This is a genomic window from Azospirillum aestuarii (assembly GCF_016632405.1).
GTDB lineage: Bacteria > Pseudomonadota > Alphaproteobacteria > Azospirillales > Azospirillaceae > Azospirillum > Azospirillum aestuarii.
On sequence record NZ_JAEPIV010000015.1, the window covers coordinates 73,262 to 99,415 of the forward strand.

Consider the following 26,154-nt stretch of genomic DNA (forward strand, 5'->3'; position numbering starts at 1 on the left):
GTCTCCTCGCGTCGAAAAGGGAGTGGGGAAAAATGCGGGAGCCCCGCGACCGGCCCCGCCAAACAGGAAGGGGGGCCGGTCGCGGGTCCTCAGTCGGGACGGAGCGTCCCGTCGCCTCAGCTCAGCAGCCAGGCGTTGTAGCGCTCGAGCGCCTTCTGCTGGTTGTCCAGCCAGAACTGCGCGTTGATCTTGACGCCCTTCTCGATGTTCGCCGGGAAGGTCGGGCAGTTGGGGGCGATCGCCGCGTCGATGTGCTTGAAGGCGTCGGGCATGGTGACGCCGGCCGGGAAATACTTCACCAGCTCCGCCTGCCGCTTCGGATCGCAGGTGAACTTGATGAACTGGCGGCAGGCGTCGGCGTTCGGGGTGCCGGCCAGGATGGCCCAGTTGTCGAGGCCCCAGATGTTCTGGTCCCAGACGATGCCGACCGGAGCGCCGGTGGCGATCGCCGCCTGCGGGCGCGACACCCAGGTCGGGACGAGATCGACCTCGCCGGAGATCAGCATCTGCTCGACCTGCGCGCCGCTGGTCCAGAAGATCGGAATGTCCTTCTTGATGCGGTCCAGCGCCTTGAAGGCGCGGTCGAAGTCGCAGGGATAGACCTCGCCGGTCGGCACGCCGTCGGCCATCAGCGCCTGCTCGATGGTGTCGAAGGGATGCTTGCGCAGGGCGCGGCGGCCTGAGACGCCGGCGACGTCGTAGAAATCCTTCCAGGAGGCCGGCGCCTTGCGGCCCTTGAAGGCGTCGGTGCGGTAGGCCAGCACGGTGGTGTAGACGTTGGTGCCGACGCCGTACTCCGACATGTACTGCTTGGGAATGCCGGCGACCGCCGGATCGTTCTCCAGCCCGTGCTTCTCCAGCATCGGCTTGTCGCCGCTGGTCAGCATCAGGATGGCCGGCTCGCTGATCTTGGCCATGTCCCAGGTGTAGGACTTCGCCTCGACCATGGAGCGGATCTGCGCCGTCGGCTCGGCGTTGGCCTGGACGCCGACGACCTCGATGCCGGTCGCCGCGGTGAAGGGCTTGTAGAAGACCTCGCCATAGGCCTTGGTGTAGATGCCGCCGTCGTCGCGCACGACGATGCGCTTGTTCTGCGCGCGGGCCGGGCTCCAGATCGCCGGCATGGCGAGCGCCGCGGTGCCGGCGGCGCCGGCTTTCAGCAGGGTGCGGCGGGACCAGCCGGTTTGACGTGTGCTCATGTCGGAACTCCTCGAGGATGGGCCGGGACGGCGGATGGGCGGGGGAGGACAGGGGAAATCAGCCGGGCGGCAGGAGCCGTCCGGGATTGAAGATGTTCTGCGGGTCGAGCGCCTGCTTGACGGCGCGCATCAGCGCCAGCTCCGCCGGCGGCTTGTAGCGGGCCATCTCGGCGAGCTGGACGCGGCCGACCCCGTGCTCGGCGCTGAAGGTGCCCTTCAGCCGGGCGGCCTCGTCGTTGACGGCGTGGCGCAGCGCGGCGGCGAGCGCGTCGCGGTCGCCCGATGCGGCGGCCTCCCAGGCGTCGAAGGTGAAGAAGGGGATGAAGTGGACGTTGCCGTCGCCGAGATGGGCGACGACGATCACCGGCAGGTCGGGCACCAGCGCGCGCACCGCCGCGGTCGCCGCCGCGATGAAGGCGGGCACCGCCGACAGTGGCACCGCGCAGTCGGTGGTCAGGCCGACGCCGGCCTTCTTGTTGGCCTCCGACACGCTGTGGCGCACCTCCCACATGGCGTGGCGCTGCGCCTCGCTGGAGGCCAGCGCCGCGTCGCTCAGCAGGCCGTCGGCGAAGGCGTCCTCCAGGATCGCCTGCAGTTCGGCGTCGAGCGCCTCGCCGGAGCCGTTGTCCGACAGCTCGATCAGCACATGCCAGTCGGCCTCGCTCTCGATCGGGCTGCGGCGGCCGGGGACATGGCCGGCCACCAGATCGAGCTGCAGGCGGTTGATCATCTCGAAGGCGGACAGCCGCGCCGCGCTGCGCCCCTGCACGCGGGTCAGCAGGGTCAGCGCGTCCTCCGGCGACGCCATCCCGACCCAGGCCACCGCGTGGCGCGTCGGCAGCGGATGCAGCTTCAGGGTCGCCGCGGTGATGATGCCGAGCGTGCCTTCCGAGCCGATGAACAGATGCTTCAGGTCATAGCCGGTGTTGTTCTTGCGCAGGCCGTAGAGGCCCGACCAGACCGTGCCGTCGGCCAGCACGACCTCCAGCCCCAGCACGTTCTCGCGCGTGTTGCCGTAGCGCAGGACCGACGTGCCGCCGGCGTTGGTGGCGATGGTCCCGCCGATCTGGCAGGAGCCCTCGGCGCCCAGGCTGACCGGATAGAGCCGCCCGGCGGCGGCGGCGGCTTCCTGCACGGTGGCGAGGACGCAGCCGGCCTCGACCTCCATGGTGTTGTTCACCGGGTCGATGGCGCGGATCGCCCGCAGGCGGGTCAGGCTGAGGATGACCGGGGCGGGTCCCGTCTCCGACGGAACGGCGCCGCCGCACAGGCTGGTGTTGCCGCCCTGCGGCAGGACCGGCACGCCATGCTTGGCGCAGCAGCGCACCACGTCGGCCACCTGCCCGGCGTTGGCGGGACGCGCGAGGCAGAGCGCCGGTCCGCGATAGCGCCCGCGCCAGTCCTCGGTGACGGCATCCAGATCGGAGGGGGCGGTCAGGACGGCGTCGGCGCCGATCAGGCTCGTCAGTTCAGCGATCACGTCCACGCGCGATCTCCTTGATCTATCCGTTATCTAATCGCAATGCGATTGCATCAACTGGAATATGATAACTTGAGTTTTGTGCTCCAACAAACCTCTTTTTGCGGAGCGTGCGAATTTTCGGTCCCCGGAAGCGTCGGCGCGGAACCGTCAAGTCCTCGGTGGCAGGACGGGAAGGGGGCGGGATGGAAGGGGGGCGGGTACGGGGTTTGCCATGGCGACGCCCCTCAACTTGCCTCGCTCGCGCTGATGCGACGGTGCTTGGCCAGGAGCCTTCAACCGAAAATGAGAATTCTTCGCATTTGGGCGTGAGGCGGGGGGCGTGTCCGTTCGTCTGAACAGGAGGATTGGTGGTTCCTTCTGAGAGGACGAGATGAGCGTCGGCAAGTCGCGCACGCGGCTGTGGTTCCTGTGGCACTCCTGGTTGGCGATGCCCCTCTGGGCGTTCCTGTTCTTCGTCTGCCTGACCGGGACCATCGCCGTGGTCAGCACCGAGATCATGTGGCTGGTCAATCCCGCCATGCGGGCGTCGGGCGCCGGGGAGCCGCTGCCGGCCAGCGCGCTGATCGCCGCCGCCGAGGCCGCGGCGCCGGGCGGACGGGTGAGTTCGCTGAGCTGGGGCGGCTCGCACATGGCGGTCGGCGCCCGGATGGCGATGCCCGACGGCACCTCCACCACCGCCTGGGTGAATCCGGTCAGCGGGGTGGTGCAGGGGGTGTCCACCGGCAACTCGTTCCAGAGCTTCTTCCGCGCGCTGCACGGCTGGCTCATGACCTTCCCCGTGGGCTGGTACCTCGTGACCCTGCTGGCCATTCCACTCGTCGGGTCGCTGGTCACCGGGCTGGTGGTCTACAAGCGGTTCTGGAAATCCTTCTATCAGCCGCGCATCCGCTGGCGGCAGGCGCCGCGCGTGATGTGGGGCGACCTGCACCGCGTCGCCGGCACATGGTCGATCTGGTTCATCGCGGTCATCTCGGTCACCAGCCTGTGGTTCCTGATCTACATGATGCTGTTCCATCTCGGGATGGGGCTGGGCGGCGGGAAGGCGCCGGTGCTGCTGGCCCGCGACCAGATCCCGGTGACCGCGACCGCGCCGAGGCCGGACGTCGACGCCGTCCTGGCGAGCGCCAAGGCGGCCCTGCCGGACATGCGGCTGCGCTACCTGTGGCTGCCCGGCACCGCCTACGACCCGGCGACGGTGGCGGGGTCCAGCGGGCAGGTGCCGCTGCTGCCCGACTATGTCCGGGTGAATCCCTTCACCGCCGAGGTGATCATCATCGAGGGCGGGATGGACGCGGCATCCGGCATCGAGCTGACCCGCACCATCATGCGCGCCCTGCACACCGGCGATTTCGGCGGCCTGCCGGTCAAGCTGGTGTGGTTCGCCTTCGGCCTGCTGATGACCACGCTGGTCTTCAGCGGCATGCTGATCTGGATGAAGCGGACCGCCCGCGCCACGGTCGAGGCGGTGCGGGGGCTGCGCTTGGCGGAGGGGTCGTCCAATGCGTAAGCTCTGGCAACGCGGCAAGTTCCATCTCAGCGCCCTGATGATGCTGGTGCCGCTTCCCTTCCTCCCCGACTATTTCAGTCCGAAGCCGATCTTCGTTCCGCCCGAGATCCGCCGGGACGTCGCGGTCGGCCCCTTTCCTGTCGCGCTGGCGACCTACGACGAGACTCCCAGACGCATGCCGACCGGGGAGCGGATGAAGGAGTACCGCATCCACATCCGTCCCGCCGACATCGACCGCGTGCGCGGCGTCTTCCTGCGCGTCGGCAAGCCGCGCAGCCTGCGCACCGCGGGCGCGCTCGCCTTCGGCAACCCCTATGAGCGGGAGGCCGACGTGACCGTGCCGGACGAGCTGGCCGGCACGGAGGAGCTGTGGGTGACCATGGAGGATTGGAGCGGCGGGGTGCATCAGGCGTCCCTGCCGCTGGGCGAGATTTTCGGAGGAAAGCGATGAAGACCCACCGCCTGTTCGCCCTGGCGGGGCTGTTCGCCCTGTGCGCCGCCGGTGCGGCGGAGGCCCATTACCCGATCTGCGAATGCCGGATGGCGGAGGGCGACACCGTGCAATGCACCGGCGGCTTCTCCGACGGCTCGAAGGCGCCCGGCGTGGTGCTGGACGTCATCGCCTACGACGAGCAGGTGCTGGTCAAAGGCAAGCTGGGGCCGGATTCCACGCTGTCCTTCCAGCGCCCCGCGCAGGATTTCTACGTCCTGTTCGACGCCGGCCCCGGCCACACCGTCGAAATCGAGCACACGGCGATCAAGTAGCGCCCTCAGCGAAGCCGGAACCATGCATCACCAGATCGTCCGCCGCGCCGGGGCCGAGCGCGAGACCCTGTGGGTCCTGCTGGCCGCCGGCGCCATTCTCGCGTCCGCCACCCTGGCAGTCGGGCTGCGCGCCGCTCCGGACGCGGACGCCCCGCTGGCCGCCCACCTCGTCGACTCCCGCACCGGCCTGACCGCCGCCGAGCAGGGCCTCTACGCCGATCTGAAGGCGGCGGGCGAGGAGATCGCCGCCCTGCGGACGGCGGAGGGCCGGGCGCCGACGCCGGAGGAACTGGCCGCCGAGGCCCTGCCGCCCTTCGCCGCCGACCCCAGCGCCGCGGCGCGCGGCGGGCACGCCTGGACCCTTGCCGAGACCGACGACGGGACCGGCGATGGGATCGTCTATGCCGGCGTTTCCGCCGCACCGGAACTGGCCGGGTCCCTGGTCCTGCGGCTGGACGGCCATGGCGCCGACATCTGGCTGAAGCGCGCCGCCGAAGCCCCGCCCGCCCCGCCGGAGGACGCGGCGCTGACCGCCGCCGGCTGGAAGCGGATCGTCTCCACCTTCACCGCCGGGGTGACCCGATGAGCCTTCTCCCGAACCGCCGCCTGATCCTGGCCGGCGCCCTGGCCGCCGCGGCCATTCCCGCCCGTGCCACCGCGGCTCCCGCCGGGCGCCGTCGCATCGGCGTCACCCTGCACCCCTACTATTCCTACGTCGCCAACATCGTCGGCGACGCGGCCGAGGTGGTGCCGGTCATTCCCGCCGGCTTCAACCCGCACGCCTACGAGCCGCGCCCGGAGGACATCCGCCGCATCGGCGGGCTGGACGCCATGGTGCTGAACGGCATCGGGCACGACGATTTCGCCGGGCGGATGATCGCCGCCTCGGCGAAGCCGGCGCTGCCGGTGGTCGAAGCCAACGCCGACGTGCCGCTTCTGCCCGCCGCGGGAACGGCGGCGCGGGCGGCGGGGAAGGTGGTCAACCCGCACAGCTTCCTGTCGATCACCAATTCGGTGCTCCAGGTTTCCACCATCGCGCGCGAGTTGGGCAGGATGGACCCGGACAACGCCGCCGCCTACACCGCCAACGCCCGCGCCTATTCCCGCCGCCTGCGCCAGCTGCGGGCCGACGCGCTGGCGAAGCTGGCGACGGCGGGCACCGCCAGCCTGCGCGTCGCCACCATCCACGGCGCCTACGACTACCTGCTGCGCGAGTTCGGGCTGGAGGTCTCCGCCGTCGTGGAGCCCGCCCACGGCATCGAGCCCAGCCCGGCCCAGCTCGCCGAGACCATCGCGACGATGCGCAAGCTCGACGTGCAGGTGATCTTCTCGGAGCTGAACTTCCCCAGCGCCTATGTCGAGACGATCCGGCGCGAGACCGGCATCCGGCTCTACGCCTTCTCCCACATCTCGCACGGCGACTACGCGCCCGACCTGTTCGAGCGCGAGATGGCCCGGAACCTCGACACGCTGGTTCTGGCGATGACGGAGGCGGCGCCGTGACGGGTCCCGCCATCCTGTTCGACCGGGTGGACCTGACGCTGGGCCGCACCGTGATCCTCGACGGCGTGTCCCTGCGCGTCGCGGCGGGCACCGTGCACGCGGTGGTCGGTCCCAACGGCGGCGGCAAGTCGTCGCTGATCCGCGCCCTGCTCGGGCAGGCGCCGCACCGCGGGACCATCCGGCTCGACTGGCCGGGCGACGGGCCGGGCACGGTCGCCTACGTGCCGCAATCGGTCGAGTTCGACCGCGGCCTGCCGCTGACGGTGGAGGACTTCCTGGCCGTGCTGTGCCAGCGCCGTCCCGCCTTCCTCGGGCCGGACCGGCGCATGGGCTACGGCGCGGCGCTGGACCGCGTCGGCATGGCCGGCAAGGCCCGCCGCCGCTTCGGCGCCCTGTCGGGGGGCGAGCGGCAGCGCGTCCTGCTCGCCCAGGCGCTGATCCCGGCGCCCGACCTGATCGTGCTGGACGAGCCGATGACCGCGCTCGACGAGGCGGGGATCGCCATCTTCGAAACGCTGCTGGCCGAGCTGTCCGCCGCCGGGACCACCGTCCTTTGGGTCGAGCACGATCTGGCCCAGGTGCGCCGGCTGGCGACGCGGGTGACCGGCCTGAACCGGCGCGTGCTGTTCGACGGCGCCCCGCTGGAGATGCTGTCGCCGGAGCGGGTGTTCGACCTGTTCTCCGCCATCCCACGCCGCACTGGAGCCGAGAGGATCGCGTCATGAGCTTCGAGGCGTTGCGCGCCCTGGTCCAGGGCTGGGCCGGGGCCGGGTTGCTGCCCGCCGGGCTGACCCACGGCTTTCTCGTCAACGCGCTGCTGTGCGGTTTGGTCATCGGCCCGGTGCTCGGCGGGCTCGGCACGCTGGTGGTGACCAAGCGGCTGGCCTTCTTCTCCGAGGCGGTCGGCCACGCCGCGCTGACCGGCGTCGCCATCGGCATCCTGGTGGGGGAGCCCTACACCGGCCCCTACGCCAGCCTGTTCGGCTATTGCCTGCTGTTCGCGCTGCTGGTCAATTACACGCGCAACCGCAGCAACCTGACCTCCGACACGCTGATCGGAGTCTTCCTGTCGGTGTCGCTGGCGCTGGGCGCCAGCCTGCTGCTGATCCTGGCCAGCCGGGTCAACATCCACATCCTGGAGAATGTGCTGTTCGGTTCGGTGCTGACGGTGGACGACCGCGACCTGACCGTCCTCTTGGCTGTGGCTGTCGGGGTGACCGCGCTGATGCTGCCGCTGTTCAACCGGCTGCTGCTGGCCAGCTTCAACCCGGCGTTGGCGCGGGTGCGCGGCGTGCCGGTGAAGGGGCTGGACTATCTGTTCATCGTTCTGGTGACGGTGGTCACCGTCGCGTCGGTGAAGATCATCGGGGCCATCCTGGTGGGGGCGCTTCTGGTCATTCCCGCCGCCGCGGCGCGGGTCGTCGCCTCGTCGCTGCGCGGCTTCTTCCTGCTGTCGGTCGCCTTCGCCAGCGTGGCGGCGGTGGCCGGAATCCTGCTGCCCGTGCACTTCGCCCTGCCGGTGCCGTCGGGCGGTGCCATCATCCTGGCGGCGGGGCTGCTGTTCCTGGGCGCGCTGCTGGCGCGCCTGTTCATGAAGGGGGAAGAGGGATGAAGTGCGTCACGCTCGCGGCGCTCCTGCTGCTGTCCACGGTGGCGGGCGCGTCCGCCGAGACGGTGCTGGCCGGTCACCCGGTCACCGCCGGGCTGGCCCAGGCTCTGACGAAAGGCACGCCGGTGGTGGTGGAGGCGGTGGTTCCGCCGGCCATCCCCATGGGGCGCCAGCACGCCTTCCTGAGCGGGCGCGGCGAGGCCAGGCTGGCGGAAGCCGCCCGCAAGGCCGACGCGGTGCTGACCCTGCGCTCCGCCTGGGGCGAGGACCCGCTCTATCCGCTGGCGCGGCGCGCCAACATCCGCCTCGTCGAGATCGACGCCGCCCGGCCGGTGGACGGCGCCTTGCCGGGGATCGCGGTCAACGACGGTGCGGCCTTCCCCTGGCTGGGCATCGCCAACGCCGGGCGGATGGCCGACATCCTGGCCGCCGACCTGCGGCGCCTCTATCCTGGGTCCGCCGCCGCCATCGACACGAATCTCGCCGCCCTGAAGCGCGGGCTGCTGATGGTGTCGTCCCAGTCGGCGCAGTCGTTCGCCGCGCTGCCGGACCCGTCGGCGGCGGCGCTGTCCGACCGCTTCGCCACGCTGGCCGCCGATCTCGGGCTGGATCTGCGCCGGGTCTGGACCCGCGACGACCGCGACTGGACGCCGGAGCGTCTGGCCGAGCTGACCGCCGCCCTGAAGGCCGAGGCGATTCCCGTGGTGCTTCACCACCGCCAGCCGGCCCCGGAGATCGTCCGGGCGGTGGCCGACGGCGGCGCCCGGCTGCTCGTGCTGGACAGTCTGGAGAGCGGTCCGCCGGCGGCGATGGACACGGCGTTGGCGCGGATGGCGGAGCAGCTGGAGGCGGGGTTGCGCTGAAGCAATCCCAACCCCCACCCTTGCCCTCCCCCGCTGGGCGGGGGAGGGGAACAAGCTCCTTCCCCCGCCCGGCGGGGGAAGGTTGGGATGGGGGCAACGCCCCGACACCCCAATCACTCGCTCGCCAGCGCCGCCACCGGGTCGAGCCGCGCCGCGCGGCGTGCCGGGATCAGGCCGAAGACCATGCCGGTGAGCACGGCGGAGGCCACCGCCCCGGCGATCGCGGTCGCCGTGAAGACCACCGGCATCGCCAGCAGCCCGATCACCGCGCCGCCCGCCAGCCCCAGCGCCACCCCGACCAGCCCGCCCAATCCAGCCACCAGAGCCGCTTCCATCAGGAACTGCCGCTCGATGTCGGCGGCGCGGGCGCCGACGGCCATGCGGATGCCGATCTCGCGGGTGCGCTCCGTCACGCTGACCAGCATGATGTTCATGACCCCGATGCCGCCGACCAGCAGGGTGATCACCGCGGCGCAGCCGAGCAGCAGCGTCATGGTGTCCTGGGTCTCCGCCGCCGCCTGGATGCGCGCGGTCACGTCGCGGATCTGGAAATCCTCCTGACCGTGGCGCTCGGAGAGCAGGGCGTGGATGGCGTCTCGGGTCCGCTCGATCCGTCCCACGTCGTGCACCGAGACCAGGATCAGTTGCAGGTCCGGCTTGCCGATCAGGCGTTGCACGCCCGTGGACAGCGGCACGAACACCCAGTCGTCGGTGCTCTGGTTGCCGGTCAGGTCGCCCTTTTTCGCCATCACGCCGGTCACCAGGAAGGGAATGTTGTTCACCAGCACGTGCTTGCCCAGCGGCGACTCCCCGCGCGGGAACAGCCGTTCGGCGACGCCGTGGCCGAGCACCGCCACCGCCGCCCCGGCCCGCTCGTCGGCGCGGGTGAAGAAGGCCCCCTGGGCCACCGGCCAACGGTGGGTCAGCGGCAGCGACGCCGAGGTCGCCAGCCCTTCGGTCCGGTGGTCGATGTTGCCGTGGCGGACCATCACCGGCGTGTCGAGGTAGGGCATCACGCTCTCGACGTTGGGCAATCGCAGGATGGCCTCGCCGTCCGCTTCGGTCAGCGGTGTGGCCGGCAGGCGGGGATCGCCGCTGCCCGCCAGCACGAAGACCAGATTCACCCCCAGCGCGCCGACCCGCGCCATCACCGCCTGCTTGGCGCCCTCGCCGATGGCGAGCAGCGCGATCACGGACGCCACGCCGATGACGATGCCGAGCAGGGTCAGCGCCGTCCGGAAGCCGTTGGCACCCAGCGACCGCAGCGCCGCCGACAGGGCTTCCCCCGCGTCGGTCCACAGGGAGGCGCCGGCCACCACGCGCTCCGGCGGGGCAGGGAAGGCGCCAACCGGCGGCGGGGCCGGGCGGCCGCTGTCGGCGACGATGCGGCCGTCGCGCATTTCGATCACCCGGCTGGCGGCCTCGGCCACCTTGCGGTCGTGGGTGATGAGGATCACCGTGCGCCCGGCGGCGGACAGCTCGCGCAGAAGCGCCACCACCTCCGCCCCGCTGGCGCTGTCCAAAGCACCGGTCGGCTCGTCGGCCAGGATCACCGGGGCGTCGTTCATCAGCGCCCGCGCGATCGACACGCGCTGTTGCTGGCCGCCCGAAAGCTGGTTGGGGCGGTGATGGCGCCGCTCCTCCAGCCCCAGGCGGCCGAGCAACTCCACGGCGCGGCTTTCGCGCAGCGGCGCGGGCAGGCCCGCGTAGCGGCCCGGCATCTCGACATTCTCCTGCGCCGTCGTGCCGGGGATCAGATGGTAGTGCTGGAAGACGAAGCCGAACCCGTCCCGCCGCAGCGCCGCCCGCTCGTCGCCCTCCAGCGCCGTCACGTCGCGTCCATCGACGCGGTAGCGCCCGGAGGTCGGACGATCGAGCCCGCCGAGGATGTTCATCAACGTCGATTTGCCGGAGCCGGAGCTGCCGACGATGGCGACGAACTCTCCCGCCTCGACGGTCAGGGAGACGCCGCGCAGCACCTCGACCGCCAAGCCGCCGCCGCTTATGTAGGTCTTGCGGATGTCCTCCAGGACGAGAAGCGGGCCGCTCACAGCCGGAACCCGATCTTGGGCGGGCGGCCGTCGTCGGTTTTCCAGCCCACCACGATCCGCTCGCCTTCGGCCAAACCTTCCAGGATCTGGGCGTTGAAGCGGTCGCGCACCCCGACGCGGACCTCGCGCGTCTCGACCGCGCCACCGGCGCCGATCAGAGAGACGCGGTGCCGTCCCGCCGCCTCGTCGTCGGCCGGGGTCAGCGCGGCGACCGGCACGGTGACAGCGTCCTTCGCCGCGGCGGCCACGAAGAAGACCTGGGCGGTCATGTCCGGGCGCAGCTCCCCTTGGTCATTGGCGATTTCGAACAGCGCGGTGTAGAGCACGACGCTGTTGGCCGCCCCGCCGCCCCCGGACGGGGACGAGCCGCCGCCGTTCCCCGAGGCGGGCGGCTTCGGCGGGGCGGGCAAAATCTCTTGCAGGCGCGCGGTCCAGCGCCGTCCCGGATGGCCGAGCGTCGTGAAGTAGAGCGGCATGCCGTCCGCCAGCCGCGTCACGTCGGCTTCCGACACCTGGGTCCACACGGTCATGGCCGACAGGTCGGCGATCCGCATCAGGACCGGAGCCTCGTAGGCGGAGTTGATGGTTTGGCCCTGGCGGGCGTCCACCGCGATCAGCGTGCCGCTCATCGGCGCGTAGATGCGGGTGTAGCCGAGCTGCGCCTCGTCGGCCTGGAGGGTCGAGTCCGTCTGGCGGATCTGCGCCTGGGTCGCCTCGACCTGGGCGGCGGCGATGCGCGCCTCCATGCGGGCCTGGTCGTAAGCCTCGCCGCGCCCCGACCCGCTGCGCCGCAGAGCCGCCTGACGGGCCAGCTGGGCCTCGGCGAAGTCGGCGCGCGCCCGCTGCTCGGCCAGCAGGGCGGTCAGGCGGGCGCGCTCGGCGCGCCCGGCCTCGACCTTGGCCTGTTGCAGGGCGGGGTCGATCTCGGCCAGCAGATCGCCCTCGCGGACCATCTGACCGACCGTCACATGCAGCCGCGTCAGCTGGCCGGACACCTGGGCGCCGACGTCGACGTAGGCGCGCGGCTGGATCTTGCCGAGCGCCGTCACCGTGTCCTCGACCGTGCCGCGGCCGACCACCGCCACCTCCGCCGAGGCGGCGGGATCGGCCGGGCGCAACAGGGCGGCGGACGCCAGCCCGCCGAGGACCAGCGCGGCGGCGGCAAGGCCGCGGCGGACACCGCGCCGGGAGCCGGAGGCCGCCGCCCGCCGCGCCGTCATCACCACGTCGCCCGCAAAGACAGCAGGACGTTGCGCGGCTCGCCGTAATAGCCGTTGGTCTGGATGCTGGTCAGGTACTTCTCGTCGAACAGGTTGTTGAGGTTCAGCGTGGCCGCCACCTTCTCGGTGATCTGATAGCGCGTCATCAGATCGACCACCGCGTAGCCGTCCCGGTCATACCGCCGGGCACCCGTCCCGTTGTGGATGTCGCCTTCCCACTTGATGTTGCCGCCCACCGTCACGCGGTCCAAGGCGCCCGGCAGCCGGTAGGTGGTGAACAGCTTGAACGTGTCCTGCGGCACGTAGGTCATCATCCGCTGGCCGTTGGCGTTCTTGACCGTGGTGTGGCTGTAGCCGCCGCCGACCTGCCAGCCGGCCATCACCTCGCCGGCCACTTCCAGCTCGAAGCCCTTGCTTTCCGCACCCTTGACCGCCCGGTAGGCCTGCCCGCCGTCGGGGGTGAAGCGGCCGGGATCGACCTCGCCCAGATTGTTTTGCTTGATCAGGAACACGGCGGCGCTGGCGTTCAGGGCGCCGCCGAAGAACTCGGCTTTCACGCCGGCCTCGTAGGCGTCGCCGTCCAGGGGGTCGAGGGTCTGGCCGCTGACGTCCTTGTAGTCCTGCGGCTTGAAGATGCTGGTGTAGCTGGCGTAGACCGACCAGATGTCGGTCACGTCGTAGACGATGCCGGCGTAGGGCGTGAACACCCCGTTCTCCGACCGCTTCTTGAAGGTCGCCACGCCCGTGTTCGGGTGGCTCTTCTCCTCCTGCGACCAGCGGCTGATGCGGCCGCCGAGGATGAAGGACAGGGCATCGGTCGGGCGCAGCCGGGTCGCGGCATAGGCGGCCATCTGCCGCTCGTCGGTCTGCGACCAGCCGGTCGGGTTGAGCGTCGGCTGGGCGATGTTGCCGTTCCAGGTGAAGTAGTTGGGGATCGAGGTGTCGTAGCCGGTGATGTACCAGAGCGGGTAATCGAGCCCCTTGCGCTTGGCGTAATAGCCGCCGACGCCGGCCATCAGTTCGTGCTGCCGTCCGAACAGTTCGAAGGGTCCGTTGACGTCGGCGTTGATCGAGGTCTGCTCCAGGTCCGAGTTCCAGCGGCCCGGCCAGATCCCCATGCCGGACCCGTCCCGGTTCAGGTTGCCGCGCACCGCGTAGCCGAGCAGGCCGTCATATTCGCGGTTGTTGCGCTCCACGTTGAGCGTCGCCGTCCAGCCGTTCCCGAAGCGGTGCTTCAGGTCGCTGAAGACGGTAAGGTTGTCGTGCATGAAGTACGCCCAGTTGGCGCCACTGTTGTAGGACCGGGGAAAGTTGGTCTTCGTCCCGTCCGCGTAGAACAGCGGAAAACCGGCGCGGGAGGCGTCGTCGGACCGGTGCTTCTGGTACTCGACGCCGACGCTCCAGGTCGTGTCCTCGGTGACGTCGGCCTCCAGGACGCCGTAGAGCACCTTCTTGCGCTCGTGCAGGCGGTCGATGAAGCTGTCGTTGTCCTGATAGGCACCGACGACGCGCCCGCGCAGGCGGCCGTTCTCGGCCAGCGGACCCGACAGGTCGGCCTCGCCGCGGTAGCGGCTCCACGAGCCGATCTGCCCCTCGGCGTATCCCTGGAGGACCGGGGTCGGGCGCTTGCGGACCATGTTGACCGCGGCGGAGGGATCGCCGACACCGTTCAGCAGGCCGGTCGCCCCGCGCACCACCTCGACCCGGTCGAACACCGCCATGTCGGAGATGGAGTCGTCGAAGCCGTACACAGTCGAGCGTGGGATGCCGTCCACCTGGAAGTTTTTGACCGCGAACCCGCGCGAGAAGATTTCGGAGCCGTCACTGCCCAACGCGCCGGCCTGCAACCGCGACACGCCGACCGTCTGGTTGAGGACGTCGCGGATCTCGTTCAGCCCCTGGTCGTCCATGCGCTGGCGGGTCATCACGCTGACCGACTGCGGGGTCTCGCGCGGCGTCAGGTTCAGCTTGGTGGCGCTGTTGGTCGAGCCGGTGGTGTAGGAGCCGGTGCCCTCGCTGCGGCCCGGATCGCGGGAAAGCCCGCCCTGGACGGTCACCGGGTCGAGCACCGCCGCACTTCCCGCCTGGGCCGGCAGCTTCTCCAGCGTCACCGTGTCTGGGTCGACGAAGCGCGCGATCAGGCCGGTGCCGGCCAGCAGACGGATCAGCGCGTCCTGGGGCGCCAGAGTGCCCGTCACCCCCGGCGAGGAGACGCCCTGCGCGATGTCAGAGGGATAGAGCACCTGGAAGCCGGTGGCCTGCCCGAAAGCGGCGAGCACACCCGGCAGCGGCCCGGCGGCGATGGCGAAGGTGGTGGTCCGCCCTTGCTGAGCCACCTGAGCGGGCGTTTCCCCGGTTGTCACGGTCGCCGCCAAGGCGCCGTGCAGCGCGGTCGATGCCAGCAGCATGCCCAGCAGCGCCGGAGCCCAACCACTCCGCACCTTGTTCCCCCACACCTTGTTGCCCTGCGCCGTCTGCCCCCGCAGCAGGCGCCCCCCACCGTCGATCATCACCAAGACCCCGTCGTTTTGCGAATGAGTTGCATTTTCGCGTATGCAAGTCACGACGTTGGTCGATGAGATTCCCCTCACCTCGATTTTGAAAAAACTTGCTACGAACCGGTTAGGCGGAACGGATGATTACCAAGCCGGGAACAGGGCGCAGAGTGCGCAAGGGCAGCGTGCGCAGAATGGCGTTCAAAGCCGCGTCCGGCCTGCTGATGTCCACGCTGCCGTCGAAGCGCAGGCCGGCGAGGGGGCGGTCCCACAGCACGATGCGGGCCGGGTGGTAGCGGTTGATGTCCGCGATCACCGCGTCGAGCGGCTGTCCCTGGAAGACCAGCCGGCCGTGCCGCCACGCATTCTCCACCGCCACGCCCTGGCTCAACAGAGGACCAGGGCCATCGGGGCCGTAGGACCGGCTTTGCCCGGCGGTGATGGAAAGCGGAGGCTCCACACCGGTCGTCAGGCTGGCCGTTCCGGCTTCCACCGCCACCACAACGGAATCCAGGCAGCGATGCACCACGAATCTGGCGTCGGCGGTGGCGACGCGCCCGTTGGCGCAGGTCACGACGAAGGGGCGTTGCGGGTCGGGGGCGGTGACGAAATGCGCTCGCCCCTCGGTCAAACGGACGCGCCGTTCCCCGGCGGTGAACGCGATGGACAGCGCGCTGTCGGCGTCCAGGGTGAGGACCGAGCCGTCGTCCAGCGCCACCGTCCGTCGCTCGCCGATTCCAGTCTTCAGGTCGCCGGGCCAGCCGGTCAGGACGACCGCACCGCCCAGCGTCGCGACGCAGACCGCCGCCCCGCCAGCGGCGCCGAACGCCAGGAAACGACGGCGCGTCGGCGCGGCACGGCGTTCCTTGCGCGGGTCGGCCACCCGGTCCAGATCGCCCCACAGCCCGGCCAGCCGGTCGTATTCGCGGCGGTGGGCCGGGTCCCGCGCCAGCCAGGCGTGAAAGGCCCGGCGGTCCGCCGGATCGGCGTCGCCGGATTCCAGGCGCACGAACCACGCCAGAGCCGCGTCCCTTGGGCTCTCCGGTAAGTCCGGTTGGTCGCGCTCGCGCTCCATCAGAGCGCCAGCCGGTCGCGGCAATGGGCCAGGGCCTTCATGACATGCTTCTCCACCATGCTGCGCGAGATGCCGAGGCGCGCGGCGATGTCGGCATGGCTCAGCCCGTCGAATTTGTGAAGCAGGAACACCTCGCGGCAGCGCGGCGGCAGTTCGTCCAGCGCCCGGCTCAGCCGTTCCAGCCGCTGCTTGTGCTCCAGCGTCGCCTCGGCGTCTGGCTCGTCCAGCGGACGGTCGAGCCCCAGTTCCACCGGGGCGAAGCGGCGCCCCCGGCGGGTTTCCGCGCGCAACCGGTCCAGCGCGATGTTGTCGGCCATGCGGTACAGGTAGGAACGCGGGTTGTCGATCTCCGGCAGCGCGGTCAGGCTGCGCAGGCGCAGATAGGTGTCCTGCACGACATCCTCGGCGAGGCAGAGCGACCCCAGGCGCCGGGCCAGATGGCCGGTCATCTCTTCGTAGTGGTCGAGCAGCAGACCCAGCAGGGAAGTCCGGTCTCTTTCAGCCATAACGTGGGCATCACCCGTTCCCAGAAGATTGCGACCCCTCATAACCACGAATGCGAATCATTCGCAATCGATACATTGCCCGGTAAAAATTTCTTTGCTGGGAAGGGTGAGGGGACGGCCGGCGGCGATCGTCCTTATGTCGGGAATCCTGTACGCGATCGCCGGGGCGCCTCCCGGGGACCTGCCGCTGACCGTCCTCCGGTTCGCCACGGCTGGGAACGTGTTCGTGGAGGTTATGCGCTGACCTTCTGGGGAGCGAGCCGCCTCAGGCGCCTGGAAAGGATCGAGAGTGTTGCTGCAGGGCCAGTCGCCATGCGCGGTGCAGCCGGTCGAGCAAGCGCCGCTCCCGCCGCGCGCCCTTGCTCGGCGTAAAGGAGCATCCCGATCGGCACCGCCAGGGACGAGCCTGCCGCGGACATGCCCTCAGTCCGGTGTCGCCGGTCGCACGGGCTCGCTCATCCACCGGCCAGATCTCCGCCCATGAAGCAGCGCGAACGTCAGAAAGGCGGCGATCCACAGGGCACCCGCCATTGGAATCAGCAGCATCGTGCGCTGCGGGTCGAGTGCGGCGGCGATCCGCGCGCAGGCCGCCGCCGCCACGGCGAGGTGGATGCCGGTCGTCAGCCGGGAGGCCGTGGACGCGAGCTTGGTGTGGCCGGGAGCGGTCCGCGTCATCACCGTCAGCGCCATGCCGCCAATGGCGCCCATGGTCCAGGCATGGAGCGCCGCAGCGTTGAAGGCGGTATCGCCGCTCAGCGAGGCCCAGGCCGCCAGCAGGAACCCGGCCGGGATGAAGGCGTAGGAAACACGCGGGACGGTCACGGACCGCCCGGACGGCGCGTGGCGCGGTCGCCACCGTGCCAGCCGCGCCGTCAGCGCGAATCCGGCGGCCAGCAGCAGGGCGCCGGTCAGGCGTTCGTTCAAGACATCGTCGTCCTGCAAGATCCAGATCCCGAGGGAAAGCAGCCCGAACCCCATCGTCACCCCGTCGAAGCGGGAGGAGGGAACTTGCGGATGGGAGGCGCCGCGCGCTTTCCGCCAGCCTCCGGCGATGCCCGGCATGACCCCGCCCCCCAGCACAGTCCAGGTCAGGAGCGCCGCCACCGCGAGGCGCGTGCCGTGGGCGCTTCGCCCGAAGCGCCACAGTTCCCAATGGAACAGGCCCTGCGCGCCGACCAGGACGGCAAGGACGGCGAGGATTGTCAGGTTGCGGCCGTTTCTCGTCAGAATGAATTCCCGGCCGGCCACGGCGATGAGGGCCACCGGGAACAGCAGGGCAAGCAGCGCGACGGTCAGCGGCTCCAGCGCCGTCGATCCGACCAAGCCCAGCCGCCCAACGATCCAGACGGCCAACAGCATGGTCAGCAGCCGGCCGGCCAGAGGTGGATGTCCGGTCCAGTTCGGCACCGCCGTCAGCAGAACGCCGCCAATGATGGCCGGCATGAAGCCGAACAGAAACTCGTGCGCGTGCCAGGAGGAGGGGGAGAACGCCATTTCCGGACCGATGAGGCCGAGGAACCATGGCACCCAGACGGCGACCAGCGCGGCGGCGTAGAGCGCTCCGAACAGGAGGAAGGGGCCGCAGCCGGCTTTGGAAGGAGAGGGGGGCTTCATCGGGGTTCGCCTGTCTCGCCGTGAGGTCAGCACACGGCGGCCTCCTCCACGCGGGGCCGCGACAGGAAGGGCCAATAGACCTTGAGCCAGAGCAGGAAGGCCGCCGCCCAGAACAGCGCCGCCAGCGCGTGGGGCGGTCCGGGCGGCGCCGGCAGGAGGCCCAGCTCCGGCAGGACCCGCAGGGCCACGGCCCCGATCAGCAGCGCAATGGCTGGGCGTGCCGCCGCCGGAAGGGGAAAGGTCCGGCCGGTGTGGAACAGCCCGGCGATGGCGAAGACCGCCAGCACGCCGAGGCCCAGCCCGCCCATCAGCGCCAAGTGCAGCGCCGGCGTTTCGGTGAATCCGGCCCCAAGCCGGGAGGCGCCGACCAGCAGCAACCCGGCACCCGCCATCAGGCTCGATCCGGCCAGCGCCAGAATTTCCGCGCGGAAGATGGCGCGTCCGATGAAGGCTTCGGCGACCCGGTCGAGAAAGGCGGCCCCGGCGGCGACGAACAGATAGGCGCCCACCGCCGGCGACAGCCCGGCGATCTGACCGGCGATCGCGATGGCGACCAGACCGGGGGCCAGATTGAGTCGCCCCGGATGTGGCCGGTAGGGCGAACTGCCCTGGCTGGGGTCGAGGACGAGATTCGTGACGGGCACCGAAATGCGCGCCAGAACGAGTCCGAGCAGCCCGAGCAGCACCAGCCCGGCGGCGTGCAGCCCGGCCTGTGCCCGCTCCACGTCGCCGAGAACGAAGGCGGCGTGGACCATGGCACCCGACACCGCCAGCGCGCTCAGCCAGAGGAGGATGCCGAGCAGCCGGCTCGTGCGCTTGCGCCAGGACACCGCCGCGACGTAGACGGGCAGGGCGGCAAGCCACGCCGTGTCGGCCACCGCGGCGACGACGGCCGCCCCGTCGGCACCGAGCAACCCGGCGATCCGCCCGATCCCCCACAGCGCCGCCAGCGCGAAGAGGGCGCGGCCCTGAAGCCGCCGGCTGTCGGTCCATTCCGGGATCGCCGTGGTGATGAAGCCGATCACCGCCGCGCCGAAGGAGCCGAACAGCATCTCGTGCGCGTGCCACATCCCCGGCGGGATCGCGCCGTCGAAGGGCAGGGCGAAGCCGTTGACCACCACCCACAGCACCGGCCACAGCGCGGCGTGCAGGGCCGAGAGCGGGAAGAACAGCCGCAGCCCCTCGTCGCCGAGGATGCCGGTGAGGGCCGGCGCGGGGGCGGTACGGATCGCGTGTGTCACGGGGTCCGCCTTTCGTCGATGTCGTGGATGTGGCGGAACAGCGGGTCGTCGGACAGGAACCCGGCGACCAGCCGGTAGACGGTGCCCTCGTCGCGCCCGCCCGGTTCGCCGGGAACGGCGCGCGTCCCGGCGATGCCGCGCCCCTGGGCGTCCATGACGACGACGCGGTGGGCGATGCGCACCGCCTCCATCAGGTCGTGGGTGATGAACAGGGCGCCGAACCGCGCCCCGCGCGCCGCCTCGATCACCAGATCCTGCATGCGGCGCTTCAGCGCGACGTCGAGCGCGGTGAAGGGCTCGTCGAAATAGACGAAGTCGGGACCGATCGCCAGCGCCCGCGCGATGGCGGCGCGTTGGCGCATGCCGCCCGACAGCTCGACGGGATACTTGTCGAGGTCGGCGCGGTCGAGCGCCACCCGCCGCGCAGCCTCCTCCGCCCGCTCCCGCCGTTCGCGGCGGGGCAGGCCGAGCAGGCGCAGCGGGTAGGCGATGTTGGCCCGCGCCGTCGCCCAGGGCAGCAGGCGCGGGTCCTGGAACACCATGCCGTGGCGGCGGTAACGCCGAGCGACGCGGCCCCGCGACGGCTCGACCACCCCGGCGGCGATGTGCGCCAGCGTGCTCTTGCCGCAACCCGAGGGGCCGACGAGCGCCGCCACCTCCCCCGCCGCCAGCGACAGGTCCACGGCGTCGAGCACCGTGCGGCCGAGATAGGCGTGGCCGATGCCGGACAGCGTCAGGGAGGGGGGGGCGTCCGTCGTTTCCCGGGTCATGGCAGGGTGCCTTTCAAGGGTCGGATGTCAGAAGCTGACCTTCAGGCCGGCGTAGAAGGCCCGCCCGTCGCCCGGCAGGTAGACCGCCTGGGTGGGCGACGCCTGATCGACGATCAGGGTCGAGGAGGCGTAGGTCGCGTCGAAGATGTTGCGCGCCTCGCCATAGACGCTGACATGCTCGTTGATGGCGTAGGTGCTGCGCAGATCGACGGTGGCGTAGCCGTCCGTGTAGACGCTGTTCATGTTGTCCACGGGGGTCCTGCCGGGATACCAGTCCACCTCCGCCCCCACCGACAGCGCGGTCGTGATGTCGTAGCGCGCCGAGGCGTTGATGACGTGGCGCGGCGCGCCGGCCAGCCGGTTGTCGCCGCGCACCGGATCATCCTGGAACCGGAAATCCTGGAAGGTGTAGGCGATCCGTCCGCTCAGCCGATCGGTGAGGAAGGCCGACAGCCCGAGATCGACGCCGAAATGCCGCGTCCGGTCGGCGTTCACCGCGCCGAGCGAGGCCCCGGTGGCGTCGCGCAGGCTCAGCAGCTCGTTCTTGACCCAGGAGTAATAGGTCCCGGCATCGACCGCGACGACCCCGAAACGGCCGCGCCAGCCCGCTTCGACGGTGGTCGCCGTCTGCGCCTTCAGGTCCGGCGTGCGGTAGGCGGTCGAGACGAGGCCGGGCTGGGCCGGGTTCGGGCGACCGGCGCTGCTGTTCGGCGTGCCGTTGACGGTAGCGATCAGGTCGTCGTGGGTGGGCGGCTCGAAGCTGCGGCTGACGGCGGCGTAGAGGGTGTGGTCCTCCTGCGGCTTCCAGGTCAGGCCGAGGCTGGGGCTGACCCCGTCGTAGCTGCGGTCGTAGCTGGTGTTCCCTGCGGGGATCGAACCGGCGGGCAGGGCCAACCGCGGGTTGGCCGGGTTGAAGGCGATGGTCGGCCGCCGCGCCGCGCCGAACGTGTCGTCGTTCTCGCGCGTGGCGTGGGTGACGGTGACCGCCGGGGACAGGGTGACCGCGTTGCCGAGCGGCAGGTTCAGGCCGCTGTGCAGCGCCAGGGTGGAGGCGTCCATTGTGCTGCGTCCGAACAGGGCGCCCTGGCTGCCGGCGTTGTTCAGGTAGTCCTCGCGGTCCGCCGAGCCGACGACGTAGCGCAGGGTCGTCTCGAACAGCGGCAGGGGCTGGCCCGCGTCGGGGCTGTAGGCGTAGCGCGCGACGGCGGTGACGTCGCCGCCCTCTGTCTTGCGGATGCCCGAGGAGATCGGGAAGCGGAACGTGTCGTCCGTGTATGTGTAGCCCAGCGCCACGTCCAGCAGGTGCGGCCCGAAGGTTGCCGTCGTCCGGTTGCCGGCGCGGAACTGCTTGGCCTCGCGCTCGGGCCGGTCGCGGACGACGTTCGGCCCCGGATTGGTGGCGACGCCGCCGACCACGCGGGGACCGGTGTAGACCGCCTTGGGGTTCGATTCCAGAAGCTGGCGGGTCAGCGGGCCGGCGACGTCGAAGGACAGGTCGGTGTAGCCGGCGAAGAAGCGGGTGGTGACATTGTCGGACAGCACGGCGCCCGCGTTGGCGTCGAAGCCGGTGCGTTCGGAGCGGTTGTAATCGCGGTAGCCGTCGCGCTGGCTGCGCTGGAATTGGACCAGCCCGTCGAGCTTTCCGGCGCTGCCGCCGGCCTGCAGGCTGGTGTTGAACTGGCCGAAGCTGCCGCCCTCGACGCCCAGCCGGTAACCCGGCGCGGAGGAACCGGTGGGGGAGATGAAATTGATCGCCCCGCCCAGCATGCTGGCGCCCAGCCGGTTGGCGGTGTAGCCGCGGTAGATTTCGGTGAATTCCGCTTGGCGTGGGTTGGCCAGCCCGACGATGTAGGAGCCGTCGGCCCGGTTCAGCGGCAGGCCGTTCTGCAAGGCCAGGATGCCGCGCTCCACCGGATTCTGCTGAAGCCCGGAGCCGCGGATCTGGATGCGCGGCTGGTCGTTGCCGCCGAAGAAGTTCTGCACCACCACGCCGGGCACCCCGGACAGCGCGTCGGACACCGTGACGTTCGCCTTGCCGGCCAGATCCTCCTCCGCCACCAGGGCGGTGCCGCCGGGAATCGCCTCCAGACGGCGGCGGGCGGTCGCCTCGGCGCTGTCGGCCTGTCCCTCGACCATGACGGGGGAGAGGACGACGGCGGCCCCCGGTGCCGCCGACTGCGCGTGGGCCGGCTGCGGTGTCGCGGCGGTCAGAGAGGCCATGGCCAGCCCGGCCAGAAGGATGGGCGCGCGGGTGGCGGTGTCCGCTCGCGCGGTTCGGAACGCCGCTTGTCCGGCCTGTCCCCGTGTCGTCATGGTTCTCGTTTCCCCAGAAAAGCCGATCTCTCGGATCAAAATGCGAATGATTGTCGTTCGCACTCTATCGGCCTTTCCAGCGGGCTGTTTGTCCGCGGTCAAGTTCGCGGCGGAAAAGCAGTGTGCACAGTCGATTTTTCCGCCGCCGCTTTCTCCGGGGCTGCTCCGGCGGTCAGCGCTTGACGCCCCAGGGGCGCGCGGCGTTGCGCCAGCGTTCGAACTCGGAGCGGATGGGGTGGACCAGCGTGTATTCGACGACGATCAGCCCGGTCACCGCGATCAGCACCCAGGCCAGCGCCTCGGCGACGTCGAGGTTGGCGCGGGCGGCGGCCAGCGCGCCGCCGATGCCGCCGGTGTTGGCGAGAAGCTCGGCCATCACCGCCACCTTGAAGGCCGAGCCAAGCGCCACGGTCAGCGCCGGGAACAGGAAGGCGGCGACGTGGCGCAGCCCGAGCGTGGTCAGCCGGGCGAGCGGGCCGGCGCCGAAGGCGCGGGCCATGTCGTCCAGCCCGCGGTCGCGGGTGACGGCGCCCTCGGCGACGCCGACGAACACCACCGGGGTGGCGGCGACCAGCACCGTCGTGATGATGGTCCCGTCGGTGGAGCCGAACCAGATCATCGCCAGCACGATCCAGGCGATGGGCGGGACCCCCAGCAGGACGGTCAGGATGGGGCGGGCCAGCCGCATCGTCGCCGGCGAATAGCCGGCGGCCAGCCCGCCCGCCGCACCGGCAAGGGCGGCCATCGCGAAGCCCTCGACGGCGCGCAGCGTGGTCTGCCCGGCCAGTTCCCAGGCGGCGGGATCGGCGGCGATGGTCAGGCCGGCGGCCAGCGTCGCCAGCGGGGCCGGCAGGATGAAGTCGCCGTAGCGCTCATGCCCCGCCTGCCAGAGCGCAGCGAACAGGGCCAGCCCGGCCAGCCCGGCCCAGCCCGACCACAGAAACTGCCCGACCCGGCCCAGCCGGTCGAGAACCGCGTCGGCGCGCGCCGTCGTCATGCCGCACCTCACAGATAAAAGTCCGCCGCAGGCAGCGCGCCGCCGATGATCTTGGGGTCGAACTCCGCCAGGGCGCGGAAGACGGCCTCCATCGGTTCGCGAACGGCGCTGGCGCGCTGGGCGACCAGATTGGAGTGGGGGATCGCCTGCTCGATGACCGGCCAGGGCAGGCCGAGCGGCGCTGCGGCGTCGTTGGCGGCCCGCGCCGGGTTGGCGTTGACCGAGGCGGTCGCCTTGGCCAGGGCGCCGTGCAGAGCCTCGACGGTGGCGGGATGCTCCGCCAGGAAGGCGCCGGAGACGCCGAGGCCGGCCTGCGGGAGGACCGTTGCCAGTCCGGTGGCGGCGCCCCAGGCCTGCTGGATGTCGAGCACCCGCGTCACCGTCTTGCCGGCCATCCCGGCGCGCAGGATGGCGGCGGAGGCCGCCGGTTCGGGCAGCAGGGCCGCATCGGCCCGTCCGGTGACGAGAAGCTGGATCGCCTCCATCGGCGTGCCGGTGAACTGAAGGGCGACATCGCCGTCGGCGGTCAGCCGCTCCGCCGCCAGCAGGCGCCGGAACACATATTCCGGCGTGTCATTGCGGAAGGGGATCGCGACGCTCCGGCCCTTCAGCGCGGCCACCGAGGTCAGTGACGGATCGGCGGACAGCAGATAGAGCAACCCGTTGGTCATCACGTTGACCAGCCGGACGCCGAGGCCCTTGTTGAACAGGTTGGCGGCGGATTGGGTCGGCAGCACGAAGGTCTGCATGGTGCCGGAGGTCAGCCCGGCGCGCAGTTCGTCCGGGGTGCGCCACGCCTTGAACACCACCTTGTCGGCGACCGGGCGGAGCAGGCCGGAGGCGATGGCGTGAACCAGCGTGATCGACGGACCCGCCGGCGGTCCCCACAGGGTTAGCAGCGGCAAGGGGGCCGTGGCGGCGGCGGCGGGGCGGCGGAGGGCGGGAACGGCCAGCAGGGCGGCGAGCCCCGCCAGCGCGGCGCGGCGGTTCGGATGGATCATGGGAAAGGCCATCAACGGATTGCCGTCTTGGCGGCGCGGCCTGCGTCGCCGTGCCGGCCCGGAGGCGTGCGGGCGATGCTCGGCTTCAGAGCGGTGATGGTCTTTCGGGTCTCGTGGATGAAGGCTTGCAGATCTTCGGGCATGATGGTGTCTCCAACCGAGGCCGCATGCTCATGAGCGGTGTCGGAAGCGACAGTGCCGGTCGGCGGGCCGGGGATCGTTGCGCAAGAGCAAGCAGGATCACCGAGGGCTTCGATTGTCGTCGCTAAGCTGGCGAGCCTGAGGGTCGCCTGAGGGGCGTGTCCATCGCCCGCCTAGGCAAGATCGTGACGCGCGCGCGGCCACAACGACGCGATCGCGGGCGATGGTGACGTGATCAACGGCGAGACCGGGCGGAAGCGGGGACAGCGGCGATTTTGGCAAGGAAATCAGCGCACTCATGAAGGTGATGCCGTCCCCTCTGTGTGCTCGCCGCCGCCCGTAAGCGCATTCACGCTGCGCCGAAAATGCGGAAGCACCTCCGAACTGTCCCCGTGGCGACGCGTGGAGCCGCTCTTAGCGCCTACGCTTGCGCCAGGACCAAACCACGGTCAGCACGGGGACCGACAATGCTACCCAGGACACGGCGTCCACGACGCCGTCATCCAGCAGGGCGGCGATCAGCCCTGCGGTGGTGACAAGCGCGATCGCCATGGGAATCCCGAAGATCGCCGGCAGTCGGAAGGGGGTGCGCGGCGTCATTCCGCAGCCTCTCCGGCGGTGGCACGAAGGCCGGAGCCTGTGGCGGCATGATCCTGGGCGCGGCCCTGGGCATGGCGGCGGCGGGCGATCCACAAATACAGGCCGCTGCCGAGGATGACGATGGTCAGCAGGTCCAGCACCGCCCACAGGACCTTCATCGGCAGCCCGCCATAGTCGCCGAAATGCAGCGGTTGCGACAACCGCAGCGCCAGCATGTACCAGGGCATGGAGCGCATGTCTGTAAAGGCCCCCGTCTCCGCGTCGATCAGGGCGGGAGTCAGAATCCGGTTGGTGGCCGGCGTGGCTCCCTTCAGCCACACCGCGTAATGGTGGTTGCTGGAAAAGCGCACGCCGGGGAAGGCGACGAATTGCGGCCGCATGCCGGGGGCGGCCTCCATGGCGGTGCGGACGGCCGCGTCGACGGAGGCGAAGCGCTCCGGAACCGGCTTGCCCTCATAGGGGGCGATCATCGCCGCAAGCTCGTTGGCGCGCCAATAGGCGACCAGCGGCACGGACAAGGTGTTGATGACGCCGGTCAACCCGACCACCACCACCCACATCAGCGTGACGATGCCCAGCATGTTGTGCAGGTCGAGCCATTTCAGCCGCCGGCCACGCCCGGCGCGCACCGTGCCGAAGGACAGCTTGCGCATGAAGGGGGCGTAGATGACGACCCCCGACAGGGTGGCCAGGAACAGCAGGAAGCCCATGAAGCCGAGGAACAGCTCGCCGGGCAGACCTGCGAACAGGTCCACATGCAGGCGCAGCATCACATGCATGAACCCGTCGTCGTCGTTCAGGTCGGCCAGGATCCGCGTGGTGCGCAGGTCGATGGCGGAGATGTGCATCTGCGACACCGGGGGGCGGGCCCCCGGGCCGGTGGTGACGTTCACCACCGGCCGGTCCACGTCGAAGCTGAGGAACAACGGACGCTCGCCGGGGTAGGTCGCCAGCGCCGAGGCCACAGCGTCGTCCAGCGACTTCAAGGGCGTGTCGGCCGGCATGGGCGGAAGCGTGTCCTCCGCCGTCAGCGCCTCGATCTCGTCATGGAAGATCAGCGGCAGGCCGGTCAGACACAGCAGCAGCATGAAGATCGTGCAGATCAGACTGGTCCATTTGTGGATCAGAGTCCAGATCCGGATGGTTCGGTTGGTCATCAAGCCCCCTTCATGCCGCCGTCATGGCTTCGCCGGTCGGAAAT

At 70.6% G+C, this 26,154-nt stretch carries 24 protein-coding genes; 8 read left to right on the forward strand and 16 right to left on the reverse strand.

Features of this window, described 5'->3' with window-relative positions:
• Positions 1–116: 116 nt before the first annotated feature.
• Both JJL56_RS22045 and JJL56_RS22050 read right to left on the reverse strand, forming a co-directional pair.
• Entirely contained in the window at positions 117–1,199 is a 1,083-nt protein-coding gene (locus JJL56_RS22045) for an ABC transporter substrate-binding protein (protein WP_200486286.1), read from the reverse strand.
• Between the two features lie 58 nt (positions 1,200–1,257).
• A complete protein-coding gene (locus tag JJL56_RS22050) occupies positions 1,258–2,685 on the reverse strand; it encodes an FAD-linked oxidase C-terminal domain-containing protein (RefSeq protein ID WP_200486287.1) in 1,428 nt (475 codons plus the stop codon).
• A gap of 367 nt (positions 2,686–3,052) precedes the next feature.
• Between JJL56_RS22050 and JJL56_RS22055 the strand changes: the two genes are divergently transcribed.
• The 8 genes from JJL56_RS22055 to JJL56_RS22090 are packed head-to-tail and all read left to right on the forward strand — an operon-like array spanning position 3,053 to position 8,929.
• Positions 3,053–4,189 (forward strand): PepSY-associated TM helix domain-containing protein, encoded by a 1,137-nt coding sequence (locus JJL56_RS22055; protein WP_200486288.1) that lies wholly within the window; start codon positions 3,053–3,055, stop codon positions 4,187–4,189.
• Positions 4,182–4,640: a hypothetical protein gene (locus JJL56_RS22060; RefSeq protein ID WP_200486289.1), complete on the forward strand. Its 459-nt coding sequence runs from the start codon at positions 4,182–4,184 to the stop codon at positions 4,638–4,640. Before JJL56_RS22055 ends, JJL56_RS22060 begins: the two co-directional genes overlap by 8 nt.
• Complete coding sequence (locus JJL56_RS22065) at positions 4,637–4,954, forward strand: hypothetical protein (RefSeq protein WP_200486290.1); 318 nt, start codon at positions 4,637–4,639, stop codon at positions 4,952–4,954. Before JJL56_RS22060 ends, JJL56_RS22065 begins: the two co-directional genes overlap by 4 nt.
• Positions 4,955–4,976: 22 nt before the next feature.
• Positions 4,977–5,540 carry a DUF6162 family protein gene (locus JJL56_RS22070; protein ID WP_200486291.1) on the forward strand — a complete coding sequence of 188 codons (564 nt, stop codon included), beginning with the start codon at positions 4,977–4,979 and terminating at the stop codon, positions 5,538–5,540.
• A complete protein-coding gene (locus JJL56_RS22075) occupies positions 5,537–6,457 on the forward strand; it encodes a metal ABC transporter solute-binding protein, Zn/Mn family (RefSeq protein ID WP_200486292.1) in 921 nt (306 codons plus the stop codon). The genes JJL56_RS22070 and JJL56_RS22075 overlap by 4 nt, the downstream gene beginning before the upstream one ends.
• Complete coding sequence (locus JJL56_RS22080; RefSeq protein ID WP_200486293.1) at positions 6,454–7,182, forward strand: ATP-binding cassette domain-containing protein; 729 nt, start codon at positions 6,454–6,456, stop codon at positions 7,180–7,182. The genes JJL56_RS22075 and JJL56_RS22080 overlap by 4 nt, the downstream gene beginning before the upstream one ends.
• The gene (locus tag JJL56_RS22085; protein ID WP_200486294.1) at positions 7,179–8,069 is read left to right on the forward strand and encodes a metal ABC transporter permease; all 891 of its coding nucleotides are present in this window, start codon (positions 7,179–7,181) and stop codon (positions 8,067–8,069) included. The genes JJL56_RS22080 and JJL56_RS22085 overlap by 4 nt, the downstream gene beginning before the upstream one ends.
• Complete coding sequence (locus JJL56_RS22090) at positions 8,066–8,929, forward strand: metal ABC transporter solute-binding protein, Zn/Mn family (protein WP_200486295.1); 864 nt, start codon at positions 8,066–8,068, stop codon at positions 8,927–8,929. Before JJL56_RS22085 ends, JJL56_RS22090 begins: the two co-directional genes overlap by 4 nt.
• 113 nt (positions 8,930–9,042) lie before the next feature.
• Here JJL56_RS22090 and JJL56_RS22095 read toward each other — a convergent pair whose 3' ends face one another.
• From JJL56_RS22095 to JJL56_RS22155, 14 genes are all read right to left on the reverse strand, one after another.
• On the reverse strand, positions 9,043–10,980 hold the full coding sequence (locus JJL56_RS22095; RefSeq protein WP_200486296.1) for a MacB family efflux pump subunit: 1,938 nt from the start codon (positions 10,978–10,980) through the stop codon (positions 9,043–9,045).
• Complete coding sequence (locus tag JJL56_RS22100) at positions 10,977–12,200, reverse strand: efflux RND transporter periplasmic adaptor subunit (RefSeq protein WP_211111937.1); 1,224 nt, start codon at positions 12,198–12,200, stop codon at positions 10,977–10,979. Before JJL56_RS22100 ends, JJL56_RS22095 begins: the two co-directional genes overlap by 4 nt.
• Positions 12,200–14,710 carry a TonB-dependent siderophore receptor gene (locus JJL56_RS22105; RefSeq protein WP_200486298.1) on the reverse strand — a complete coding sequence of 837 codons (2,511 nt, stop codon included), beginning with the start codon at positions 14,708–14,710 and terminating at the stop codon, positions 12,200–12,202. Before JJL56_RS22105 ends, JJL56_RS22100 begins: the two co-directional genes overlap by 1 nt.
• Before the next feature lie 112 nt (positions 14,711–14,822).
• Positions 14,823–15,704 (reverse strand): FecR domain-containing protein, encoded by an 882-nt coding sequence (locus JJL56_RS22110; protein WP_200486299.1) that lies wholly within the window; start codon positions 15,702–15,704, stop codon positions 14,823–14,825.
• A 65-nt stretch (positions 15,705–15,769) separates the two neighbouring features.
• Positions 15,770–16,276 (reverse strand): sigma-70 family RNA polymerase sigma factor, encoded by a 507-nt coding sequence (locus JJL56_RS22115; protein WP_200486300.1) that lies wholly within the window; start codon positions 16,274–16,276, stop codon positions 15,770–15,772.
• 423 nt (positions 16,277–16,699) lie between these two features.
• Complete coding sequence (locus JJL56_RS22120) at positions 16,700–17,890, reverse strand: NnrS family protein (protein ID WP_200486301.1); 1,191 nt, start codon at positions 17,888–17,890, stop codon at positions 16,700–16,702.
• Between the two features lie 26 nt (positions 17,891–17,916).
• Positions 17,917–19,131, reverse strand: coding sequence for an NnrS family protein (locus JJL56_RS22125; RefSeq protein ID WP_200486302.1), 1,215 nt, complete (start codon positions 19,129–19,131; stop codon positions 17,917–17,919).
• Complete coding sequence (locus JJL56_RS22130) at positions 19,128–19,901, reverse strand: ATP-binding cassette domain-containing protein (protein WP_200486303.1); 774 nt, start codon at positions 19,899–19,901, stop codon at positions 19,128–19,130. The genes JJL56_RS22125 and JJL56_RS22130 overlap by 4 nt, the downstream gene beginning before the upstream one ends.
• Before the next feature lie 27 nt (positions 19,902–19,928).
• On the reverse strand, positions 19,929–22,214 hold the full coding sequence (locus JJL56_RS22135; RefSeq protein WP_247891187.1) for a TonB-dependent receptor family protein: 2,286 nt from the start codon (positions 22,212–22,214) through the stop codon (positions 19,929–19,931).
• 172 nt (positions 22,215–22,386) lie between these two features.
• Positions 22,387–23,211, reverse strand: a complete 825-nt coding sequence (locus JJL56_RS22140; protein ID WP_200486304.1) for an ABC transporter permease — start codon at positions 23,209–23,211, stop codon at positions 22,387–22,389.
• An 8-nt stretch (positions 23,212–23,219) separates the two neighbouring features.
• Entirely contained in the window at positions 23,220–24,212 is a 993-nt protein-coding gene (locus JJL56_RS22145) for an ABC transporter substrate-binding protein (protein ID WP_200486305.1), read from the reverse strand.
• Positions 24,213–24,223: 11 nt separating this feature from the next.
• Complete coding sequence (locus JJL56_RS33730; RefSeq protein WP_282188823.1) at positions 24,224–24,355, reverse strand: hypothetical protein; 132 nt, start codon at positions 24,353–24,355, stop codon at positions 24,224–24,226.
• Positions 24,356–24,767: 412 nt separating this feature from the next.
• On the reverse strand, positions 24,768–24,905 hold the full coding sequence (locus tag JJL56_RS22150; RefSeq protein ID WP_247890564.1) for a hypothetical protein: 138 nt from the start codon (positions 24,903–24,905) through the stop codon (positions 24,768–24,770).
• A gap of 44 nt (positions 24,906–24,949) precedes the next feature.
• Positions 24,950–26,110 carry a PepSY-associated TM helix domain-containing protein gene (locus JJL56_RS22155; RefSeq protein WP_200486307.1) on the reverse strand — a complete coding sequence of 387 codons (1,161 nt, stop codon included), beginning with the start codon at positions 26,108–26,110 and terminating at the stop codon, positions 24,950–24,952.
• Positions 26,111–26,154 lie beyond the last annotated feature (44 nt).

Excerpts from the sequence above, each read along its gene's own strand:
- JJL56_RS22045 (WP_200486286.1), bottom strand. The coding sequence starts at position 1,199 with ATGAGCACACGTCAAACCGGCTGGTCCCGCCGCACCCTGCTGAAAGCC.
- JJL56_RS22055 (WP_200486288.1), top strand. The coding sequence starts at position 3,053 with ATGAGCGTCGGCAAGTCGCGCACGCGGCTGTGGTTCCTGTGGCACTCC.
- JJL56_RS22060 (WP_200486289.1), top strand. The coding sequence starts at position 4,182 with ATGCGTAAGCTCTGGCAACGCGGCAAGTTCCATCTCAGCGCCCTGATG.
- JJL56_RS22065 (WP_200486290.1), top strand. The coding sequence starts at position 4,637 with ATGAAGACCCACCGCCTGTTCGCCCTGGCGGGGCTGTTCGCCCTGTGC.
- JJL56_RS22070 (WP_200486291.1), top strand. The coding sequence starts at position 4,977 with ATGCATCACCAGATCGTCCGCCGCGCCGGGGCCGAGCGCGAGACCCTG.
- JJL56_RS22075 (WP_200486292.1), top strand. The coding sequence starts at position 5,537 with ATGAGCCTTCTCCCGAACCGCCGCCTGATCCTGGCCGGCGCCCTGGCC.
- JJL56_RS22085 (WP_200486294.1), top strand. The coding sequence starts at position 7,179 with ATGAGCTTCGAGGCGTTGCGCGCCCTGGTCCAGGGCTGGGCCGGGGCC.
- JJL56_RS22090 (WP_200486295.1), top strand. The coding sequence starts at position 8,066 with ATGAAGTGCGTCACGCTCGCGGCGCTCCTGCTGCTGTCCACGGTGGCG.
- JJL56_RS22100 (WP_211111937.1), bottom strand. The coding sequence starts at position 12,200 with ATGACGGCGCGGCGGGCGGCGGCCTCCGGCTCCCGGCGCGGTGTCCGC.
- JJL56_RS22105 (WP_200486298.1), bottom strand. The coding sequence starts at position 14,710 with ATGATCGACGGTGGGGGGCGCCTGCTGCGGGGGCAGACGGCGCAGGGC.
- JJL56_RS22115 (WP_200486300.1), bottom strand. The coding sequence starts at position 16,276 with ATGGCTGAAAGAGACCGGACTTCCCTGCTGGGTCTGCTGCTCGACCAC.
- JJL56_RS22120 (WP_200486301.1), bottom strand. The coding sequence starts at position 17,890 with ATGAAGCCCCCCTCTCCTTCCAAAGCCGGCTGCGGCCCCTTCCTCCTG.
- JJL56_RS22130 (WP_200486303.1), bottom strand. The coding sequence starts at position 19,901 with ATGACCCGGGAAACGACGGACGCCCCCCCCTCCCTGACGCTGTCCGGC.
- JJL56_RS22135 (WP_247891187.1), bottom strand. The coding sequence starts at position 22,214 with ATGACGACACGGGGACAGGCCGGACAAGCGGCGTTCCGAACCGCGCGA.
- JJL56_RS22140 (WP_200486304.1), bottom strand. The coding sequence starts at position 23,211 with ATGACGACGGCGCGCGCCGACGCGGTTCTCGACCGGCTGGGCCGGGTC.
- JJL56_RS22145 (WP_200486305.1), bottom strand. The coding sequence starts at position 24,212 with ATGATCCATCCGAACCGCCGCGCCGCGCTGGCGGGGCTCGCCGCCCTG.
- JJL56_RS33730 (WP_282188823.1), bottom strand. The coding sequence starts at position 24,355 with ATGCCCGAAGATCTGCAAGCCTTCATCCACGAGACCCGAAAGACCATC.
- JJL56_RS22150 (WP_247890564.1), bottom strand. The coding sequence starts at position 24,905 with ATGGCGATCGCGCTTGTCACCACCGCAGGGCTGATCGCCGCCCTGCTG.
- JJL56_RS22155 (WP_200486307.1), bottom strand. The coding sequence starts at position 26,110 with ATGACCAACCGAACCATCCGGATCTGGACTCTGATCCACAAATGGACC.